The organism is Pseudochrobactrum sp. AO18b (assembly GCF_000409565.1).
GTDB lineage: Bacteria > Pseudomonadota > Alphaproteobacteria > Rhizobiales > Rhizobiaceae > Pseudochrobactrum > Pseudochrobactrum saccharolyticum.
Map to the genome: position 1 here is coordinate 1 of NZ_ANNO01000124.1, position 18116 is coordinate 18116.

Here is an 18116-nt window from a genome sequence, read left to right on the forward strand (position 1 = left end):
GGCTTAACTCCGCCCAAGCCGCCAAGCCCGCCCATCAGGCCGGAGAACATCGAGGAGAATAATCCCTGCAACGGCTTCATCCCCGCATCCAGCGCCATGGAAGCCATATTGGAAGCCAGCCCGCGCAGCACATCATCCAGCCCTTTGCCGGACGTGACCGCGCTTTTGAAAGCCGAAGTCAGGCTCTGCCCGAATGAGCCGGAACGCTTCTGCAAATTATCCAGCGCACGGTCAAAGCCGCTGGTATCCGCCTCAACCGAAATCGTGACCGATTGTTGTGTGCCTGTATCATTCATAATTCACCATCCGGAAAAGTCCGCATCAGCGTGTTTAAAACATCACGCGGCGGCGCTTTCCTGCCACCGCGCATGGACTGGCTCAGCGCCCTAATCTCGGGCAGGCTTAAACACCAGAAATCCCGTGACGACAGCCGCAATTGTCCCATCCCGAAATGCATCAGCGCATCCCAGGGGAAAGACATTGATTCAATTACGGCTTCTAATTTTTTGATTGTGCTGCGTTTTCCGGATTTTCAGCAGTCATGCCAAAAGTCACTTCCAGTAGTTGCGTTACCAGCAGCGCAAAGCCAGTAGCACCGCCGTCAATGCGCATATCGGCCACATCATCCTCGGCCACATCATGACCGCCACCACGCAAACCTGCTGTGACAATGCGGATCATATCTTCCGACTTTAACCGCCCTGTTGAGAAACGGGCAATCAGAGCAGACAAATCCTCAGTCTCATAGGCAGCCTCAAGACCGGCCAAGGCACCAAGTGTCAGGCACAAAACCCAATCCCTGTCATTTAAAACGGCTGCAATTTCACCGCGTCTGGCATTGACCATCATGGCTGCGCTCCGAAACTGATAAGGCCGGCAGATTCCAGTGCGATTTCAAACGTCACTTCGCCATCATGCGCGCCGCCATATTCCAGCGCGGTGATCTGAAACAAACCGCTGACAATGCCAAAATCCGGCACAATAATCTGCCAGTTCAGAATATCACCATTGAAGAACGCCGCGCGGATCAACGCATCGGACGCCGCATCTTTAAAAATACCCGCACCGCTGACCGATGCACGCTGCACACCGCTGCCAGCCAGCAATTGCCGCCAACGCCCTGTAGCATCAGCATCCGTCACATCCACAGTCTCCGCATTGAAAGCAATGCGCTTGCTGCGCAAACCCGCACAGGTCTGAAATGTGTCACCTGCCGCTGCAATTTTCAGCAACAGGTCTTTGCCTCTCTGAGCTGCCATTAATTACGCTCCTTCAATTTTTTCAGTCACCGCACGGTAACGCAACTGGCCATTGTAACCGTCGCGCAAGTCGTCATTGCGGGTCTGTGAGGATTGCAAAGTCAGATTGACCAGATGATAACCACCGATATCCGGCTTTTGCTGGCTGTTTGCCAAAACCTCCATCAGCCTTTCCACCTGCATTATCAGTTCCAGCACCTGCCTGCGACCATTGGAACGCGCCCAGATATGCAGCACCAGATTGTGCTCTTCGCCGGTGCCGCTATCGGTATCCCAGGCGTAAATCTGACTTTGACCAAAGCTGATATAAGGAAACGCCGCATGGGGCGGCACATGATCGTAAATGCCCTGCCCTTGCAGTTTCTCCGTCAGCAAAGGCGCGGCTTGCAGCCACGCCAATATTGCCTTTTGCAAAACAAGCGCCGCGCCGTTCATCCCTTGTTGTCCTGTTCGGTTTGAGCAGGAGGTGCCTTAGGCTCAGGGCTTTTCAAAAACAGCCCATCTCGTTTATTGGAGAGCGCCTGTTCACAGGCCTGCAAGCCGACAAGACGCAAAGTGCGCAACAAGGCTTCAAAGATAAAACGCATAGAAAAATTCATCGGATTTCCTCTCTATAGCGTATCCCGAAAAGTGTGAAACGGTTTTCGGATCAAGATACGCGTAAAAACAAACAGTTAGAGCATTTCCTATGTTTCAAGATAATCTGGAAATGCTCTAACTGAACAAATGAGATAGCGCTGACTTTCATCGGGATCGTGCAGCCCTAAAACCGTGAAATATCGCTTCGCACGCGTGAGACGCATGGAGACCGCGATATCGCTGCGATAACGGGTTGTGATGAGATGAGTGACATGGGGAATGGCTTGTCCGGCAAAGTTCTGACTGCCGGTTTTCTTCGGCTCAATCCTGCCCCAGAGCGTGGCAATTTCCGTCCATTGCTCCTGATAGCCGCCGGTCTCATCAAAGAGCGGACGGTTTTCTTCCAAAGTCAGCAGGGTTTTAAACTGCCCTGCATCAATGAATTGCAGGTTCATAGCCGCCCCCGCCGCAGCCACGGTGACACGAGCTGTGCAACCATATCCGGCAGGTTATGCATAACCGTTTCATAAGAATTGCGGTTATCATAGAGATGCGCCGCCAGCACCAAACAGGCATGGCGCAATGTTTCGGGCAGGTCTTCAGGCTCATTCGCCAGACCGGCAGTCAGCTCAATTTCCAACCCGCGGGAAATGGTAATATGTTGCGGTCGCCGCAGATAAAGTCGCTGCGGACGACTGTCCGTATCCAGTCGCCAGTCATCGGCATTGAACAGTACCGCAGTACCATCAGCATCAAAACCCTGCACTTTATCAATGGAAATGACCGGCGCTTTATAGAGGGCAATTCTGCCCGATTGCGGCCAGTTGGCGAGTTGCAATAGCCAGCGCTGCGGCAGCATCACCAGATTGCAATGCTGCTCGATTACTTCCCGCGCAGTGCGGATCAGGCGCTCCAGCAAGTCCTCTTCCTGATCCGGTGACAAACGTAAAAAATCGCACAACATTGCTGTCGTCACCGGCTCTTTTACCGGCGGCGTTATAAGTTGGAGAACCATGCTATCTCCTGTAATTTATAATAGATTCAGTAAGATAAAATCACTCTCTGACAGAATGATTCATGCCGCTTTGCAAAGGCCAAGCAAAACCGCTCCGCCAGCAAATTCAGGCTGCAAATTTCAGCAGTTTAATCGCGTCAAAATCCTGCACACCACCGCCGACACGCTTGGTGGTGTAGAACAACACGTAAGGCTTGGCAGAATACGGATCACGCAGAACACGGATACCGATGCGATCGACAATCAGATAACCACGGGCAAAATCACCAAAGGCAATCGGTGTGCTGTCCGTGGCAATATCCGGCATATCTTCCGCCTCCACCAGACCAAACCCCATGAAGGAAGCCTTCTGCCCAAGAGACGCCGGAGGCTGCCAGAGATAATTGCCGTTGCTGTCTTTGAGCTTGCGCAGCGCCGACTGGGTTTTACGGTTCATCATCCAATGGGCATTCTGGCGGTAGCCGGATTTCAGCGCATAGACGAGATCAATCAGCAAATCGGACGGGCTGGAAGCAGGCAAGGCACCGGCAACGCCCGTCTTCAGGCAACCAAGTTTACCCCATGCCCATGACGCTTCATCAACCGTATCATAGGCCAGAAAACCATGTGGCTTGTTCACACCATCACCATTGATGAAGGCAGCGCTTTCCTGCTCGGCAAAAGCTGTTTCAACCTCTGCGGCAATCCACTGTTCCACATCCACCGCCGCATCATCCAGCAGGCTGGCTGTTGCCGCAGGCATGGCGTAAATTTCCATGGTCGGGAATTGCAGCTCAGCCAGCTTGGCATTGGTGGTCTGCGGGCGTGCGCCCTCTTCACCAACCCAGCCGGTACCAGGACCACTGATGGAAAACGGCTTTTTGAGTACAGCGCCGGAAACCTGTCGCACAGTTGCAAGACCACGCACCGGCGAAAGCGCGGCCAGACGTGTGCCGATAGCAGTTTCCAGCTCAGACGGCACAAGATAACCGCCATCAGGCCCCGAACCATAGGAATGCGCTTTCTGCTCAAGCCCGCGCAATGCCTGCTCATCACCTCGGCGGGCATAATTGTCAAAAGCCTGTTTATGCTCCTGCACAACACCACAGAGCGGTGAACGTGTCTCACCACCAAGCGCAGGGCGCGCCTGTTTCAGCACATATTGATCCAGAGCCGCCTTCTGCTCATCCATTGCACGGTTGAGACGTTCTACCTTTTCAACAGTGAGAACATCCGCACCAACATGTTTTTCAATCTGGGTCAGGCGCTCATCATTGGCCTGTTTAAATCCTTCAAAGGCCTGCATAAACTCACCAAAAGCCTGCCCGACTTCCTGCTGGCTGTTCAGCGCCTTAATCTCCAGCACCTGCGGTTGAGCGGCTGTTGCTTTATGTTTGATTGTCATTTCCTGTCCCTTCGGGCTTGGTGTAAAAAGACGGTACAAACCGACCGGACGGAGGTTTCAAAAAGAAGTTTGCGCTTTCAGACTAGCCGCCGCATGGCGGATAATCTGCGCGGAACTCATGTCATCGTGATTTTTACTCTGCACCGGATGAACACGCGCCTGCGGCAACATCGGAAAAGTCACCAGCGAAATTTCCCAAAGCTCGGCTTCCAGAATATGCCGCTTTCCGGTTGAGGCTGACTTCTCACTGCGAATAGCGCGAAAGCCAATCGACAAACCGTCCAGCGCCCCTTCGGATATCAACTGCCAAGCTTCATCGGCACGCGTCACGCCTTGCGTTAACTGCCCCTCAACATAAAGACCGCGCTGATCCTCGGTGATTTTCGTCCAGATGCCGATGGGATTATCGGCCTGATGCTGCCAGAGCATCGGCACCGCGGCACCCCGTCGCAGAGACTTGGCGAAAGCACCGCGCTCAATGATATCGCCGCTCAGATCAGAGAGCGAAAACAGGCTGGCATAACCGCTGAAACATAGAGGCCGATCTGTCTTAGTTTTCATCACGCTCCCCCTCCTGCCGGACGGAACCACCAACCTGATTTTTCAGCCGGTCGGTAAAGCGTTTGAAAAAACCAAGCGCTGTCCATGCAGCAAAGCTGGCAGCGGCAGAGCCCATCAACATCAGTTCCGCCTGTCCGAGACTATTACTCAAAGTCAGTTGTTCTGCGATTTTAACACCGGCTGCCCCGCCAAAAATCATGCCGCAAATCAGTCCCACGGCAAAACGTACTGCCGCCTCGCGTTTTCCTTTGGGCAGCATATAAGCCAGAGATACGGCCGAGCCACTCACCGCGCCGGTGATTTTGGCAAGCCAGATCCATTGTTCCTGAGTGAGTGCATCCGGCTGGTTGAACGGGTTCATAGCGCTCCTCCTTCCGGCTCAGGAGAATAGCCAACTGCCTGCCGTTTTTCCGCATCGCTCAGGAAATCCGCCGCACCAATGCGCCGCCACAAGGCTTCCCGCTCCTCGGCTAACCCGTCAATGCGGTCATGATCATGTTCAAGTCGCAGGCCAGCACCAAAAGAAGGACAGAGCCAATTACTCAGTGCCTGCGCGGTGCGGGTCAGTAGCGGCAGAATGGTCAGGCGATAGAAGGCGCGATTGGCCTCGGCATAATTGGCATAGGTGTTATCACCGGGAATACCGAGCAGCATCGACGGCACGCCAAAAGCCAGCGCGATTTCGCGGCTCGCAACATGTTTGGCCTCAATGAAGTCCATATCTTTGGGCGACAGCCCCATGGCCTTCCAGTCCAGCCCGCCTTCCAACAGCAGCGGTTTACCCGCCCCACCGGCACCGGTATAGCCTTCCTCCAGCTCGGTCTTCAGCCGGTCAAACTGCTCTTCGCTTAAATTCCCGCCATCCTTCGGCGCATAGACCAGAGCACCGGAAGGCCGTGCGGAGTTATCGAGCAAAGCCTTGTTCCATGCCGCCGTGGCATTGTGAATATCCAGCGCCATGGAAGCCGCTTCCAAAGGCGGAAAACCATAATGATCGTCCAGCGGATGAAACAACCGCAAATGCAACGCCCGTGCAGACAATCCGGACTCAAAACTTGAATTCAGGCTGATACGACGACTGACCGTATTATTGCGATAGAGCAAAGCCTGCGGCCAGCCATTATTGTCACTCTCAATCGTCACCCGCTCGGGGCGCAGCAGATGCAATTCCTTCGGCTGCCCGTCATAATCCAGCCGCTCGATATAAGCATTGCCGGATAGCAGCAAATGCCCGTAAAGCTGTTCAAAAAAACCGGAACCGCTCGCCCCTTCATGGGGCGCACGCAGCAGTTTCAAAAGCGGATGATCTTCAAGCTCCGTCTCTCCCTGATAAAGCAGCAACGGCACATTGGCTGCGGCATCGCTAATCATTTTCACACAGCGATGCACAATCGGATTGCGCATAAATCCCTGTTGCGACAGCGCCATATAATTGCGGCTTGTCCAGCGTGCCTGCGCATCCATATGCAGCGCGACAAAACCCTGCTGCATTTTTACAGAAGGCACCTGTGCGCTTTTCTGCTCCTGTGTTTGGGCAGCACTATGCCGCCACGGCCATGACCAAGCCCATGATCGAACCATGTTCACCTCACTCGACCTTAATTATGAAATTTATCGAAGCTGCCGGATTCTCGGCTTATGTGTGTCCTGAAGCAAAAGCGTATGCAGCACCCAGACCAGCGCATCCATCCTGTCTGGCGAACGACCGGAGGATAGCCCGTTCACGGCAAAGTCACACATCTCATCCTCCAGTTCCGGAAAGCGGCGTGCATGGCGGATACGCCCCTGCTCATAGAGTGCGGCCACCGGCTCGGCGCGCAGATATTTCCCCCTCTGCGCCCGCACTGCTTTTACCGCAACAGATGCATCCTGCGCATGGATCACCGCCATCACCATGTCACCGCCCTGATTGACCTCAGCCACCACCAGATCAGCCTGATAGCGGTGATAGAACTGCACAATCTGCGCAGCCCATTGATGCGGCTTCACGCCTTGCGAGGTGGCATCATCCAGCACCCAAGCCAGACCATCGGCATCAAGCCCCACCACAATAATCCCGCAGGCATCGGAATTCTTGGTTGAAGTCGCAGGCGGGTCAACCGCAATGACAATGCGTTGCAATTCCGGCACATGCGGATCATGTAGCGTCTCCAATTGCTCCCGCGACCATAGCGCATCCTCACGGTCTGCAATCAGTACGCCATCCAGTTCCTGCCGCCCCAAGGCTGTGCCTGCATAACGCTGCTGCATGGCTAACAGAAAGGCCGGTGCCAGATGCGCTGCATTTTCATCCGTGCGCATATGGGTCATGATCGTGGCCGGATCACTCAAAAGATCACGCAACAGCGCCTGCATTTTCGGCGTGGTTGTCACAACTTGACGCGGGTTGTCTCCCAACCGCAGGCCGAATTGCAGCATATCCCATGTTTGTTGCGGGTTTTTCCATTTCGCCAGCTCATCACACCATGCAGCAGAAAATTGCGGCCCGCGCAAACTGTCCGGATCTTCTGATGAATAGAAGGAAGCCACCGCCCCGCTTTCCCAAACCAGTCTGCGACGGGTACTTTCCAGCCGTGGCCGCTGCAAACGTGATACGGAGAGAATACCGGAAGGCCCTTCAACCATCACCTCGCGCACATCGGCCAGTGTTTCCCCCACCAAAGCAATATTGCCGCAAGCTTTGTCACAGAAAGGTGCCAGCCCCTGTGCCATGCCGCTGATCCACTCGGCACCGGCACGGGTTTTCCCTGAACCGCGCCCACCCATTATCACCCAGCTGCGCCAATCCTGCTTCTGAAAAACCGGCAATTGCGCCAGCCGCCCCTGAAACAGCCATTCTTTGCTCACCGCAACAATGGCCTGTTCATCGACACCCGCGTCAGACAGAAATTTAAACAGCTCTGAGTTCGGTAATTCTGGCGCTGATGATGCTGAGAGCTTCACGCACATCCTCCGGCGTCACACCGCGATCATCATTTCCGTTGTCATGCTTATCATTCAGCGGTTCAACACGCGTTTCTTTGGAAAGCTCGCTGATGCTTTTCACGGCTTTTGCCAATGCTGCCAGCGCCTCTACAGCACTCTTTTCCGGCAACCCCTCCGCTTTGGAGAAATTCTGTAATTCCGCATTAATTTTAATCAGCAGATCTTCAATATCCAGCGCCGGCAAACTGACAGAAGAGTAATCCAACCCTGCCCGTTTCAAACGCCTGCTATAAATCTCCGGCTTCACCCCCAAGAGAAAAGCCATGTCCGGCACAGTTATCTGATAACGCCGCTGCAAACGATACACCGCCTGCAAACGCTCCAGTGAAGCCTTTGGCAGCGCTTGTATTTCTTCCGAATTTTCCGGCATGGTTTGACTGGCTCCGTTCTCTGTGAAACGCATAACCGGTTACAAATGGCACAAATAAAAAAGCGCAGCATCACATGCCACGCCTTGTCATCTTTGTCAGCCACACTTCTCTGACTGTATATAAAACCTACTTCAACACCGTCACGCCGTCAAGGATAAAATTCCTATTTTTCTGCTTTCTCAGGCGATTTCTTCACATTCAATTTTACCGAAATATTTATCGCATTGAGATAATAGGTTTATTCGTTAAGCATAATTTTAAACCCTTCATTGGCACTTCTGCTTTATTGGCCATTCATAAGGATGTGCTAGAATGGGACATTATCGCCCCTCTTTCAGCAAGCAAAACGGGTTATTTTTCGGTTATGAGCAAACAGGCTGACAAAAATGACCAGACCAGAAAAACGCGCCGCCTGACCCGCAGCCCGTTTCTGATGGCTATTGATGCCTGGCTGGACAGCAGCCTGTATAAACTACGCTCGCATTTTTCGGCGTTTTGGGAAAGCGCCACTATTTTTTCCCGCAAATTCCGCGTGCGCGGCTGGAAACGTCTGTTTGTAGAAATCGCCGATGAGGGTTTTACGCTTGGCGTTCTCGGCAGTGTTGTTCTGCTTGCTCTGGCTATGCCTGCATTCGAGGAAACCAAGAAAGACTGGCGTGCGCAGGATGATTATGCGGTCACTTTCCTTGACCGCTACGGCAATGAAATCGGCCAGCGCGGCATCATGCATCGCGATGCGGTGCCGATCGCTGAATTGCCGGATCATGTGATTAAAGCGGTTCTTGCGACCGAAGACCGCCGTTTTTATGAACATATCGGCATTGATTTTTGGGGCTTAAGCCGCGCGCTTACCCAGAATATGCGTGCCAATGGTGTGGTTCAGGGCGGCTCCACCCTGTCTCAGCAGCTGGCAAAAAACCTGTTTCTGTCCAATGAAAGAACCCTGAAACGCAAAATCAATGAGGCCTTTCTTGCGCTCTGGCTGGAAGCCAATTTAAGCAAAACGGAAATTCTGCAGCTCTATCTCGACCGCGCTTATATGGGCGGCGGAACCTTTGGTATCGCTGCGGCTTCCGAATTTTACTTTGGCAAAAACGTCAAAGATGTTTCACTGGCGGAAGCAGCAATGCTTGCCGGCCTGTTCAAAGCACCGGCAAAATATGCACCGCATGTCAATCTGCCGGCTGCCCGTGCGCGCGCTAATGTCGTGTTGTCCAATCTGGCTGATGCAGGCTTTATGAGCGAAGGCCAACTGGCTTATGCACGACGTAATCCGGCCAGTGTTGTCGACCGTGCGAAGGGTGAAAACCCCGACTATTTTCTGGACTGGGCTTTTGACGAGGTAAAGAAAATCACCCGCACCATTCCCCAGCATAATCTGGTGGTGCGTACCACGCTTGACCGGAATATCCAGAAAGCTGCGGAAGATGCGATTGAATTTCACCTGCGCCAATATGGTGCCGAATATAAAGTGACAGAAGCAGCCACCGTGGTGATTGCCGATGACGGCTCGGTGCGGGCAATTGTCGGTGGGCGCGATTATGGTGAAAGCCAGTTCAACCGTGCAACCAAAGCGCTCCGTCAGGCCGGTTCATCATTCAAACCCTATGTCTATGCCGTTGCTATGGAAAAGGGTCTGACACCGAATACCATTGTCTCCGATGCACCGATTGCATGGGGTAACTGGATGCCGCGCAATTACGGCCGCTCTTTTGCAGGCCGTGTCGATCTCGCAACCGCTCTGGTCAAATCCTATAATACGGTGCCGGTGCGCCTTGCCAAAGACTATCTGACAACAAAGCCGATTGTAGCCCTCACCAAAGCCATGGGCATTGAATCGGAAATCTCCGACCATAAAACCATGGTGCTCGGCACCTCCGGCATGACAGTGATGGATCAGGCCACCGGCTTCAGTGTTTTTGCCAATGGCGGTTTTGCAGGCATGCGCCATGGTATTGTGCAGATTTCCGATCCGGCTGGTAAAATTCTCTGGGACTTTAAACGCGATACACCGGAACCAAAGCGCGTATTGTCTGAAAAGGCCGCCTCGGAAATGAACTCCATGCTGGTGCAGGTGCCTGAACGCGGCACGGCGCGGCGTGCGGCTTTGCCTATGACCCGTGTCGCGGGCAAAACCGGCACCACCCAGAGCTATCGTGATGCTTGGTTTGTCGGCTATACCGGCAATTACACGGCGGCGGTCTGGTTCGGCAATGACAGTTATGCACCGATGAATAATCTGACCGGCGGTATTATCCCTGCTATGACATGGCAGATGATGATGATGCAGGCGCATCAGAATATTGACCTGAAACCAATTCCGGGCATCAGCAATCCGTTCCCGAAACCGGCACAGCCAGCGGATCCGAAACTGGTAGCACAGAGCAGCGGCACAGGTGAAAAACTGCCAAATACAGTTCCGGATTATCCGCGTGTTCTGTCCTCGGAAACGACGCGCTTTATGCGCAGTCTGAACGAGAAATTCCGCACCTATGAAACACCGCAGCGGATTCGCACGACTTTATCGTCACTCTGATCTTATTGAAATGCACCGGCCATTTGATCCGGTCACCTGATAATGACAGGCAATTTTAACCGGACGTGTTTTATAGATTCTCCATGAGCAATTTAAGAACCATATTGCTGACAGTATTAACCTGCCTGATTGCTCTGGCGGGCGGCGCAGCCAGTGCGCTTTATGCTCTCAATAATTTTGAAGGTTTCAATCAGCTCACAATCGGACAATGGCATGCCTCGCCGCTCTATGGCAGTGCGGATGCTGATCCCTATGCGCGTGCGCAACGCAGCCGCGCCGCATTGCTGCCGCTGGGTGCTGCCGAAGGCCAACGCTTTGTCCTGAGGCATGATGTGAACGGCGCAAAACTTGATCCGCGTTGCACCTATCATTTACAGGGTAAAGCCCCCGCCTCCCGTTTCTGGACGCTTTATGCCAGCGATTTGCATGATCTGCCGCTCGCGCAAAAGCAAGGGCTTCCGCAGGAACTGCATAGCCAGATGATCTGGTATCAGCATGATTCAAGTTTTCTCATCGCGGTTTCTCCCTCGGCACAATCGGGAAACTGGCTGGCGATCAATGCATCGCGCCCCTATCAACTGGTGATGACCCTGTATGATACCGATCTGGGCACATCTATCGGCTTTGAAAATCCGCAAATGCCGGCACTCACTTTGGCAGAAGGCAGCTGCAAAGGAGCCGGACGATGAGACATTCGCTGTTGCAGTTTCTCTATGCCATTACTCTCGGTCTCATTGGCGCAGCCATCGTTCATATTGCGATTATACTGCTTGTGCCTGATGATGCTTCGGAAACCCTGTGGAAACGCGTGGAAGCACTCGGCTCTGCAGAAAGTTTTCACAGGCTGGAAGGTGCTAACTGGGCAAAGCGCCGCGATCCGCTGATGCGCAGTGCCGCATGCCGTTTTGACCTGACCAACGGACCGGTTCATATCAGCGCTGTCGGCAAGGTACCGTTCTGGTCGCTGGCGATTTACAATCATACAGGCGATATCACTTTCAGCCTCAATGATCAGGTGTCACCAACCACCGATCTGCTGCTTGTCTCACCTTTGCAGAAAATCCTGCTCGAACAAAGCATTCCGCAGCAACTGGAACAATCAGTGCTTATCACCCAGTCCGTTAATGAAGCGATTGCGGTTTTGCGGGTCTTCGAGCCCGATGCAACATGGCGGGATGAGGTTGGTGAATTTCTTAAATCTGCAGAATGTATGAGCGTTTCGATCGAGAATTAAATTCTCCTGCGATGCACCATCTTCCGAAAAATATTTGATTTACAGGTCAGTAAATTACCAGCAACGCACCGATGGTTAATTCATTGCTAAGTGTTCTCCCTTAAAGTGCAGAAAGCTCTCCTTATGTTTTCAGCGAGGAGAGGTGTATTTTTGTCTGTGTTGTGTAGGCGTAAGGGGTAAATACGCGTGACCACCGATCAATTCCGCGCTTTGGAAATATTATCCGGAAGTGGTCATTCCGCACACCACAAGACCGATGATCTGCTGGCTGCTGCCGTCGCAGGTTTTACGTCCCTCACCCGTCCCGGACGCTATGAAAGCCAGCAATTTGAAGATTTGGCTTTGCCGTTGCTGGAAACAGCCACGCCGCGTGCCCGCCGTCAGGTCTCAGCTATTCTTGCCCAGCATGATGTTGCCCCGCGCAAGCTGGTTCTGGCTCTTGCCAATGACAGTATTGAAGTCGCAGCGCCGCTATTGCTGCGCTCCCCTGTCCTGACAACTGCCGATCTCATTGACATTACCGGCCAGCACGGCCTGTCCCATGCCCGTATCATTGCGCGCCGTCAGCCGGTTGATCCGCTGCTATTGCCAATCCTTGAGGGCTTTGATGATCCGCTCATCAGCCAGACACTGACTGCTGAACCGGTTATCAGCACTGCACCTGCCGCTGTAGAGAACAGCATAGCGGAGATGCAGGAAGCGCATTATGTTTCAGCAGCCCCTGTAAACAAACGCGTTGAGAGCAAACCGGCTGCACCAATCCGCACAACCCCTCCTGCCTCAGCACAATCATTGCCTGCGCATAATCTCAGTGCACTGTCACTGTCCTCCTGTTTGCAACCGGCACGGGCCGAATATCTCATTGATATGGCACTGTTGATTGACGGCAATATGTTCCGCACCGCACTGGCCGATGCGCTGGATGTCAGCTATGCGCGTGCTGAAACAATTATCGGCTCATGGCCGAATTCCCAGCTGCCGCTGGCGTTGAAAGCCATAGGGCTTACCGCACAGGATACCTATCTGATCCTGACTGCTGTTCTCGGTACAATTCATGGCGAACGTGAACAATTACGGGAATTTGTCCATATTTACCGCTCTATCAGCCCTGAACAGGCCGCAGCAGCTGTCAGACGCTGGAAAGCGGATGATATGAATGAGCGTCTGCGCAACCAGTTGCGCGATCTGGCGGACAATGCATCGGAAAACTTTACCAGTGCCGCGAATAATGACGGAACGATCCCGCATAGAAAAGCACAATAATCCGGATAAATTACATGCCTGCGGTCAGCAGCTCCGCAGCCTGAGCACAATCTTCAACCTCGACAAGCCAGAGATCAGGATCAAAGCGCAGCTCTTTTTCAAGCTGCGTATTAATCAGCTGCTCGTCTTCGCTCTGCTGATATAAAACAAAACGACGTTCATCCGCCCGCTGCGGATCATATTCGCTTTGCGGCGCAGGCATATATAAATCAAAATTGCCGTCACGATTACGGATCTTGATAAAGATTGCACCGGCCTCGGCCGCACCGCGCCTGACCAGATAGGCGAAACCATCAGCCATGCGCACACGGCGCATGAATGCGGAAACCCAGAATTCACTTGTCAGACGCATAGGCTGAAATACCTGCTCATTGCATATCAAATCAGCTGATCAGGCCGATTTCACGCATTTTCCCGATCAGCTCAGAATCAGGCTTGCCGCTGACATTGAGACGGAACAGTTTCTGAAACTCGCGGATGGCATCTTCTGTGGTTTTGCCCGGAACACCGTCCACGACAACCATATCATTGCCGAATGCTTTGAGCCCCGCCTGAATACGCACCAGTTCCTCGGCACTGACTGCTTGACCGGATGGTGCTCGTGCGGATACCGGTTGAACAGAAGCCGTTGTTTCCGTTGCATTCTGCGATGCAGAATTACTCCGCACAGCCTGTACCGGTGTTTTTTCTTCTGCCCTGACAGCAATCGGCGCAGGCCGTCTTTCCGCAACCGGCACTGCACGCGCACTGTTTTCAGGCTGAGTGTCAGGTCGGGTCTCAGGTCTGGCAGCAGGCACAGCCACTGCAATGGCTTCCTCAATGCTCAGCTGTTTCTCTGCGGGTTTAGCCGCATTATTCTGATCCGGTGCCAGCTTGGCCTGCACATTCTGCCATTGCTCGAGAGCAGTACGGGTTTGCGGCCCTGTCAGACCATCCACATTGCCACTATAGAAGCCAAGTTGCTTCAGATTATATTGCATGATCGCAACCTGCTTGTCGCCATTCGGCGCCAGAGCCGGCAGATCCCCGCCATCAACAGTTGTTTCGGGCAAAGTCGCAACAGCTTGCGGTTTCTCAGTTACCGGCGCAGCCTCATGACCGGCAATCTGGCGCACGGGTTCCTGCGCAGCCACATTGCCTGTCAGCTTACGTGCTGCTTCGCTATTGTCTTTTGCCACAGCACGGAAAACCTGCTCCGGCCGTGTTTTAAAGAAAACACCGTCATGCGCCTGCGGCTGATACCAGATCGCATTGCTGGCAACAAAACCAAGCGTCACAAGAAATGCGGTTGCACCACCGGCTACCACAGGATTGCGCGCGACTATATCACCGGCAGCCAATGCCATGCGTGACACGCCGGTCAGGCATGCATCAAAAAAACGTCTGCCAAAACTACGCCGTTTTGCGTTTTTGCGCATGGAAGTCCCCTTGCGTTTCGTACCGCTGCGGCTCTGTCTTTCCGTCATAACTACTTTCTGCCTGACTATATTCAGTCTGTTCGGCCTGAAGATTAATAATTGCTGTTTTCACCTGCTCAAGAGCGCTGCGAATATCGGTTGAAACTGTATTTGTCTGCATCCGGTCAGCCTGCTGCATAGGCTGCGATAATGCCTGATTTGCGGCCGTTCCTGCAACCAATCCGGTCTTATCCACAACCTGCTGTGCTGTTTGCGGCAGCCTGATTGCAACAGTCGTGCCATAGCCCTTGCGGCTGTGAATATTCATCTCACCCTGATGAAGACTGACTAGACCTTTAACCAGATAAAGCCCGAGACCTGAACCTTCCTGCATACGGGTCTGTGCATTATTGATCTGGGTAAATGGCTGGCACAGACGTTCAATCTCATGTGCTTCCAGCCCGACACCCGTATCAGACACGGAGATGACCAGACTGCGCTCTGCACCTGCATAGCCGCGCTTTGTTTCATCAGGCATCACATCAATGGTTACGCAACCGCCGCGATCCGTGAATTTAATAGCGTTAGACACCAGATTAATCAGAATCTGACGGATTGCACGGCGATCAGCAATCATATCCGTCACATCCGGATGAATGCGGTCACAGAGAATAACGCCCTTTTTCTCGGCCATCGGCATAAGCATGGAGCTGCACATTGTAACGCTGTCCTGCACGGAAAAGCGTTCATGCTGAACCGGATATTGACCGGCCTCAAGACGGGAGGTTTCCAGAATACCGTTGACAACTTCCAGCAGATGATTGCCGGACTTGCGGATCAGATCAATATATTCGCGCTGCTTGTCGCTCTGCAAAGGCCCTGCCACATCATGCAACAGCAGATCAGAGAAACCGATGATTGAATTCAGCGGCGTGCGCAACTCATGGCTGACGGCACCGAGCAAACGTCCGCGCGAGGTTTCGAGATTCTCAATCGTCGTATTCTGCTGAACAATATGCTGCTGCGTATCCTGGAGCTGAGCAAGATTGCGCGCAACGATCAGGAAACCGGCTTCCTGCTCATTCTGAGCCGTGCCCTTTGCCTGCCCTTCCATTTCAAATATATTGAAATAGATTTTCGGCTGTTCATTTTTATTGCCCTGAGCAGCTTCCACGCAACGCAGACGAATCTCTGTTTTGCCACCGAGTTTCATTGGTGAATTGCCGTGCTTCAGGCCATTCAGAAATGCGAGATATTGAACGCGGTCAGCCACATGCACGCGGTCAAGAAGCAATGTGCCGGTCAGGACTGCACGATCAACACCAAATTGTTCAATACAACGATCAGACAAAGTACGGATATGACCATCCTGATCAAGACGGATAACCAGAGCATCCAGCGCTGTTTCCAGATCGCTGTCGGCAGTATGAGCAGATGTTGTATTCTGCAGGACTGTTGCAACTGGCAGCGCCAAACGCATTACCCGCAGCAAAATGGCGCCGACATAGATAAACAGGAAAGTCGTTGAGACACCGGCCGGAAGCATCAGCTGTGTGTTGATACCTTTGGTCAGCGATGTTGCCATCAGGGCAACAGTGATCAGACCACCGGCAACAGCCGCCGCACGATGGCGGGTTACCAGCCAGATCTCAAGCGGCAATGCCAGAACCATCGCCCAGACCAGACCATTCTCCGCACCTGCAAACAGGGCTGTAAAAGCCAGTACCGCGCTATAGAATGACAAAGCAACAAGACCTGTCAGGCTGTTGCGGATGCCAAATGCCTGCGCTGCCAGCAAAAGAACGGATATGCCGGTAAAGGACAGGCCGGTAAACAGCAATGCATTGACCGAAGCGGTCGGGAAAATACTGTAAAAAGCCATTGCCAGAAACAGCGGAAACAACAGCAATGCGCAGCGCAAATCAAACGCTGAAAAATGGTCGGACTTACGGGATTGAGCAGCGGTAACAGAAGCATGGAATTCTGCATTTTCCTGCGCCAACAGGTGATGATCCGCAACGGTATTATGCATACCGCCTTTAATCATTTTCATTGTTTTCGCATAAATGCCGTACACGCAGCATACTCACTCTGACACAATCTCACTTCAACTGTCTCCTTTCACCGGAGTGAAAAGACAGTCACCGAACAATGACAGAATGGACGCCCAGACTTTAAGGAATAGATAAAACCGCGATCTACGATGCCCGTGAAAGTCTTTTTTCCGCGAAAAAGGGGCAGCTTTTGGCTCTATGGTAAACGGAATATTTCCGGCTCCGCCACATGGCAAGACAATCTTAAAAACATTTTATCAGAATCTTCAGAAATATGTCTCATGCTTTAACCATTGTGTCTCAACAACCGGAAAGCCTTAAGAAGAAACCGGTGAAACAACTGATAACTATATGAATAATTTGAACTTATATATTTATCACGCTCAGCAACCCGACAGGACCGTGCAAACAGGCAGGAATAAAGATCATGAGATTTCTGCTTAAATGCATTTTCTGGCTGGGAGGGGTTTTTCTGCTGATGCCCGGACTGACCGGCAAGTCAACAGACACACAGCCACCACAAGCGCCACAGGCACAAACACAGCAAAATCATCTGTCTTCAGAAAAGCAGCAACAGGCTCCGTCCACGGCCAGTCCTGATCTGGTTGAGCAATGGTTGCAGGCCGGTAAAACCTTGCAGGAAATCAGTACATTTTGTGAGCGCAATCCCGCTCTTTGTATTGCCGGAAAGGCAGCGATTCAGCAAAGCGGTGAACAGGCTTTGATCCGTGCGAAAGAGGTTCTATCCGGTAGTGCGCCACAAAACAAAGAGCCATCCGCCCCACCTGCAACAGAGCAGGCACCCGCGTTCAAAATTCCCGTTCCTGCGCAGCGTCCCGGATAGTTCTTGCGATCGTCAGAACCGGAACTTTCCAATTGCCATAAAAATGGTCTATAAGCCGCGCCATATGTATATTTATCTGTATGCCTTAAGCGGAGCGAATTTTCGTTCTTGCGCGGCATGCTTCAGTTAATGCGGAGAGACCTATGACAAATTCAAAGATCAGCACGATTGCGTCGGACTTTGAGTTTCTTGACGACTGGGAAGACCGCTATCGCTATGTGATCGAACTGGCACGTGACTTGCAGCCTTATCCGGAAGAAGCCCGCGATGCGGATCATAAGGTTCCGGGCTGTGTCAGTCAGGTCTGGCTGCTGACCAAAAAAGGTCAGGGAGCCGATCCGGTTATGGAGTTCCTGGGCGATTCCGATGCGCATATTGTCCGCGGTCTGGTTGCGATCCTGCTTGCCCTTTATTCCGGCGAAACCGCATCTTCCATTCTGAAAATTGATGCAGAAGGCGTTCTGAAAAGCCTTGGCCTCGATGAGCATCTGACACCACAGCGCTCCAACGGCTTGCGCTCCATGGTGCAGCGTGTGCGCAATGACGCACAAAGCGCCCTGCAAAACGCTGCCTGATATCTCTCATCTATAATATACCAAAACATGCGCACTGATCTCATCAATGCGCATGTTTT

22 protein-coding genes and 1 pseudogene are annotated in these 18116 nt (G+C 52.7%); 6 read left to right on the plus strand and 17 right to left on the minus strand.

Features of this window, described 5'->3' with window-relative positions:
• From A918_RS0105120 to A918_RS0105180, 14 genes and pseudogenes are all read right to left on the minus strand, one after another.
• Window positions 1-296, minus strand: a pseudogene (locus A918_RS0105120) (phage tail tape measure protein); the annotation flags it as partial.
• The gene (locus tag A918_RS21465) at window positions 293-481 is read right to left on the minus strand and encodes a phage tail assembly chaperone (protein WP_084664656.1); all 189 of its coding nucleotides are present in this window, start codon (window positions 479-481) and stop codon (window positions 293-295) included. The pseudogene A918_RS0105120 and the gene A918_RS21465, both read right to left, overlap by 4 nt.
• A gap of 17 nt (window positions 482-498) precedes the next feature.
• Window positions 499-849 (minus strand): gene transfer agent family protein, encoded by a 351-nt coding sequence (locus A918_RS0105125; RefSeq protein WP_022710013.1) that lies wholly within the window; start codon window positions 847-849, stop codon window positions 499-501.
• Window positions 846-1259, minus strand: coding sequence for a phage major tail protein, TP901-1 family (locus A918_RS0105130; RefSeq protein ID WP_022710014.1), 414 nt, complete (start codon window positions 1257-1259; stop codon window positions 846-848). The genes A918_RS0105125 and A918_RS0105130 overlap by 4 nt, the downstream gene beginning before the upstream one ends.
• 3 nt (window positions 1260-1262) lie before the next feature.
• Window positions 1263-1694, minus strand: a complete 432-nt coding sequence (locus A918_RS0105135) for a DUF3168 domain-containing protein (RefSeq protein ID WP_022710015.1) — start codon at window positions 1692-1694, stop codon at window positions 1263-1265.
• On the minus strand, window positions 1691-1858 hold the full coding sequence (locus A918_RS21690; RefSeq protein ID WP_022710016.1) for a hypothetical protein: 168 nt from the start codon (window positions 1856-1858) through the stop codon (window positions 1691-1693). The genes A918_RS0105135 and A918_RS21690 overlap by 4 nt, the downstream gene beginning before the upstream one ends.
• Before the next feature lie 87 nt (window positions 1859-1945).
• Entirely contained in the window at window positions 1946-2293 is a 348-nt protein-coding gene (locus A918_RS0105145; protein WP_022710017.1) for a phage head closure protein, read from the minus strand.
• Entirely contained in the window at window positions 2290-2853 is a 564-nt protein-coding gene (locus A918_RS0105150; protein ID WP_022710018.1) for a hypothetical protein, read from the minus strand. The genes A918_RS0105145 and A918_RS0105150 overlap by 4 nt, the downstream gene beginning before the upstream one ends.
• A 106-nt stretch (window positions 2854-2959) precedes the next feature.
• A complete protein-coding gene (locus A918_RS0105155; RefSeq protein ID WP_028233410.1) occupies window positions 2960-4231 on the minus strand; it encodes a phage major capsid protein in 1272 nt (423 codons plus the stop codon).
• 63 nt (window positions 4232-4294) lie between these two features.
• Window positions 4295-4798, minus strand: a complete 504-nt coding sequence (locus A918_RS19495) for an HK97 family phage prohead protease (RefSeq protein ID WP_022710020.1) — start codon at window positions 4796-4798, stop codon at window positions 4295-4297.
• A complete protein-coding gene (locus A918_RS0105165) occupies window positions 4788-5159 on the minus strand; it encodes a DUF6107 family protein (RefSeq protein ID WP_022710021.1) in 372 nt (123 codons plus the stop codon). The genes A918_RS19495 and A918_RS0105165 overlap by 11 nt, the downstream gene beginning before the upstream one ends.
• Window positions 5156-6379, minus strand: coding sequence for a phage portal protein (locus tag A918_RS0105170; RefSeq protein ID WP_022710022.1), 1224 nt, complete (start codon window positions 6377-6379; stop codon window positions 5156-5158). The genes A918_RS0105165 and A918_RS0105170 overlap by 4 nt, the downstream gene beginning before the upstream one ends.
• A gap of 30 nt (window positions 6380-6409) precedes the next feature.
• Window positions 6410-7564: a DNA-packaging protein gene (locus tag A918_RS0105175; protein ID WP_245257293.1), complete on the minus strand. Its 1155-nt coding sequence runs from the start codon at window positions 7562-7564 to the stop codon at window positions 6410-6412.
• Between the two features lie 124 nt (window positions 7565-7688).
• Window positions 7689-8153, minus strand: coding sequence for a hypothetical protein (locus A918_RS0105180; RefSeq protein WP_022710024.1), 465 nt, complete (start codon window positions 8151-8153; stop codon window positions 7689-7691).
• A gap of 434 nt (window positions 8154-8587) precedes the next feature.
• On the opposite strand from A918_RS0105180, the gene A918_RS19500 reads away from it, so the two are divergent.
• From A918_RS19500 to A918_RS0105200, 4 genes are all read left to right on the plus strand, one after another.
• The gene (locus A918_RS19500) at window positions 8588-10690 is read left to right on the plus strand and encodes a transglycosylase domain-containing protein (RefSeq protein WP_370627123.1); all 2103 of its coding nucleotides are present in this window, start codon (window positions 8588-8590) and stop codon (window positions 10688-10690) included.
• Between the two features lie 104 nt (window positions 10691-10794).
• The gene (locus tag A918_RS0105190) at window positions 10795-11379 is read left to right on the plus strand and encodes a DUF1214 domain-containing protein (RefSeq protein WP_198013273.1); all 585 of its coding nucleotides are present in this window, start codon (window positions 10795-10797) and stop codon (window positions 11377-11379) included.
• Window positions 11376-11924, plus strand: coding sequence for a hypothetical protein (locus A918_RS0105195; RefSeq protein ID WP_022710027.1), 549 nt, complete (start codon window positions 11376-11378; stop codon window positions 11922-11924). The genes A918_RS0105190 and A918_RS0105195 overlap by 4 nt, the downstream gene beginning before the upstream one ends.
• A gap of 186 nt (window positions 11925-12110) precedes the next feature.
• Complete coding sequence (locus A918_RS0105200) at window positions 12111-13187, plus strand: DUF2336 domain-containing protein (protein ID WP_022710028.1); 1077 nt, start codon at window positions 12111-12113, stop codon at window positions 13185-13187.
• A 10-nt stretch (window positions 13188-13197) separates the two neighbouring features.
• On the opposite strand, the gene A918_RS0105205 is transcribed toward A918_RS0105200, so the two are convergent.
• The 3 genes from A918_RS0105205 to A918_RS19505 are packed head-to-tail and all read right to left on the minus strand — an operon-like array spanning window position 13198 to window position 16637.
• Window positions 13198-13539: a DUF1491 family protein gene (locus A918_RS0105205; protein ID WP_022710029.1), complete on the minus strand. Its 342-nt coding sequence runs from the start codon at window positions 13537-13539 to the stop codon at window positions 13198-13200.
• Window positions 13540-13570: 31 nt separating this feature from the next.
• Window positions 13571-14605, minus strand: a complete 1035-nt coding sequence (locus tag A918_RS0105210) for a peptidoglycan-binding domain-containing protein (protein ID WP_022710030.1) — start codon at window positions 14603-14605, stop codon at window positions 13571-13573.
• The gene (locus A918_RS19505; RefSeq protein WP_022710031.1) at window positions 14580-16637 is read right to left on the minus strand and encodes a PAS domain-containing sensor histidine kinase; all 2058 of its coding nucleotides are present in this window, start codon (window positions 16635-16637) and stop codon (window positions 14580-14582) included. Before A918_RS19505 ends, A918_RS0105210 begins: the two co-directional genes overlap by 26 nt.
• 428 nt (window positions 16638-17065) lie before the next feature.
• Here A918_RS19505 and A918_RS0105220 point away from each other — a divergent pair, with 428 nt between their 5' ends.
• Complete coding sequence (locus A918_RS0105220) at window positions 17066-17482, plus strand: DUF5330 domain-containing protein (RefSeq protein ID WP_022710032.1); 417 nt, start codon at window positions 17066-17068, stop codon at window positions 17480-17482.
• A gap of 143 nt (window positions 17483-17625) precedes the next feature.
• The gene (locus A918_RS0105225) at window positions 17626-18057 is read left to right on the plus strand and encodes a SufE family protein (RefSeq protein ID WP_022710033.1); all 432 of its coding nucleotides are present in this window, start codon (window positions 17626-17628) and stop codon (window positions 18055-18057) included.
• Window positions 18058-18116 lie beyond the last annotated feature (59 nt).

Coding starts and splice junctions, on each gene's coding strand:
- A918_RS21465 (WP_084664656.1), bottom strand. CDS start 481: ATGTCTTTCCCCTGGGATGCGCTGATGCATTTCGGGATGGGACAATTG.
- A918_RS0105125 (WP_022710013.1), bottom strand. CDS start 849: ATGATGGTCAATGCCAGACGCGGTGAAATTGCAGCCGTTTTAAATGAC.
- A918_RS0105130 (WP_022710014.1), bottom strand. CDS start 1,259: ATGGCAGCTCAGAGAGGCAAAGACCTGTTGCTGAAAATTGCAGCGGCA.
- A918_RS0105135 (WP_022710015.1), bottom strand. CDS start 1,694: ATGAACGGCGCGGCGCTTGTTTTGCAAAAGGCAATATTGGCGTGGCTG.
- A918_RS21690 (WP_022710016.1), bottom strand. CDS start 1,858: ATGAATTTTTCTATGCGTTTTATCTTTGAAGCCTTGTTGCGCACTTTG.
- A918_RS0105145 (WP_022710017.1), bottom strand. CDS start 2,293: ATGAACCTGCAATTCATTGATGCAGGGCAGTTTAAAACCCTGCTGACT.
- A918_RS0105150 (WP_022710018.1), bottom strand. CDS start 2,853: ATGGTTCTCCAACTTATAACGCCGCCGGTAAAAGAGCCGGTGACGACA.
- A918_RS19495 (WP_022710020.1), bottom strand. CDS start 4,798: ATGAAAACTAAGACAGATCGGCCTCTATGTTTCAGCGGTTATGCCAGC.
- A918_RS0105165 (WP_022710021.1), bottom strand. CDS start 5,159: ATGAACCCGTTCAACCAGCCGGATGCACTCACTCAGGAACAATGGATC.
- A918_RS0105170 (WP_022710022.1), bottom strand. CDS start 6,379: ATGGTTCGATCATGGGCTTGGTCATGGCCGTGGCGGCATAGTGCTGCC.
- A918_RS0105175 (WP_245257293.1), bottom strand. CDS start 7,564: ATGGGTGGGCGCGGTTCAGGGAAAACCCGTGCCGGTGCCGAGTGGATC.
- A918_RS0105180 (WP_022710024.1), bottom strand. CDS start 8,153: ATGCCGGAAAATTCGGAAGAAATACAAGCGCTGCCAAAGGCTTCACTG.
- A918_RS19500 (WP_370627123.1), top strand. CDS start 8,588: ATGGCTATTGATGCCTGGCTGGACAGCAGCCTGTATAAACTACGCTCG.
- A918_RS0105195 (WP_022710027.1), top strand. CDS start 11,376: ATGAGACATTCGCTGTTGCAGTTTCTCTATGCCATTACTCTCGGTCTC.
- A918_RS0105205 (WP_022710029.1), bottom strand. CDS start 13,539: ATGCGTCTGACAAGTGAATTCTGGGTTTCCGCATTCATGCGCCGTGTG.
- A918_RS0105210 (WP_022710030.1), bottom strand. CDS start 14,605: ATGCGCAAAAACGCAAAACGGCGTAGTTTTGGCAGACGTTTTTTTGAT.
- A918_RS19505 (WP_022710031.1), bottom strand. CDS start 16,637: ATGAAAATGATTAAAGGCGGTATGCATAATACCGTTGCGGATCATCAC.
- A918_RS0105220 (WP_022710032.1), top strand. CDS start 17,066: ATGAGATTTCTGCTTAAATGCATTTTCTGGCTGGGAGGGGTTTTTCTG.
- A918_RS0105225 (WP_022710033.1), top strand. CDS start 17,626: ATGACAAATTCAAAGATCAGCACGATTGCGTCGGACTTTGAGTTTCTT.